The 607-nt window shown below is 41.2% G+C and carries 1 protein-coding gene; it reads right to left on the bottom strand.

The features are described 5' to 3' along the window. A partial coding sequence (locus IE271_RS44640; protein WP_190195533.1) for a hypothetical protein occupies positions 1 to 607 on the bottom strand: 607 nt, incomplete at both ends.

Genomic DNA, 607 nt, shown 5'->3' with positions numbered 1-607 from the left:
ATTGACTCTCGCGTTCGTCGTCCATGTGTTGTAATTATAAGATTGGTTGATCATAGAAAGCAGAGCGTCGTTGGAGCTGATTTGGGTTTTATTAGCCCCCCAAGTTTCATTGACGCTAAAAGTTAGCTCGCTCTTTTTAATGAAAGCTCTCGCATACAAGCCCACATCCACATTATCCGATTTAGAACTAGTGATGCGTTCATAAAACCCGCTATACCCATAAGCCGCATACCCTCCAACAATCACACCCTTAATGAATCTGTCATAGCCCACATTGACACCATAGAGCGTTCCTGTGCCATTTTCCACAAAACTCACGCCCCCAACACCGGTTGCCCAAAGGTTGTTTTTTAATTTATCCCTTTGAGAGTATTTTAAAATCACATCCATCGCATTAGGGATTGCATCAGCAAATCTTTGGTTTTTAAGGCTGCTCAAGCGTTCGCTAAAATCCGTTGAATCAAAAGAAGCAAAATTAGAAAGCTTGGCTAAACGGCCCATTTGTTGCGTGTAAGTGTTGAGCTGTAAAACATCGGTGGAATTGTTTTTATGATGAGAGTTAGAAAGCATGCCTAAAGCGCTGGTAATATCTTTCATTAAAGTAACA

It is taken from the genome of Streptomyces minutiscleroticus (genome assembly GCF_014650875.1).
GTDB classification, from domain to species: Bacteria; Actinomycetota; Actinomycetes; order Streptomycetales; family Streptomycetaceae; genus Streptomyces; species Streptomyces minutiscleroticus.
Note: the sequence above shows the minus strand (reverse complement) of the source record. Positions and strands in the feature narration are given on the sequence as shown.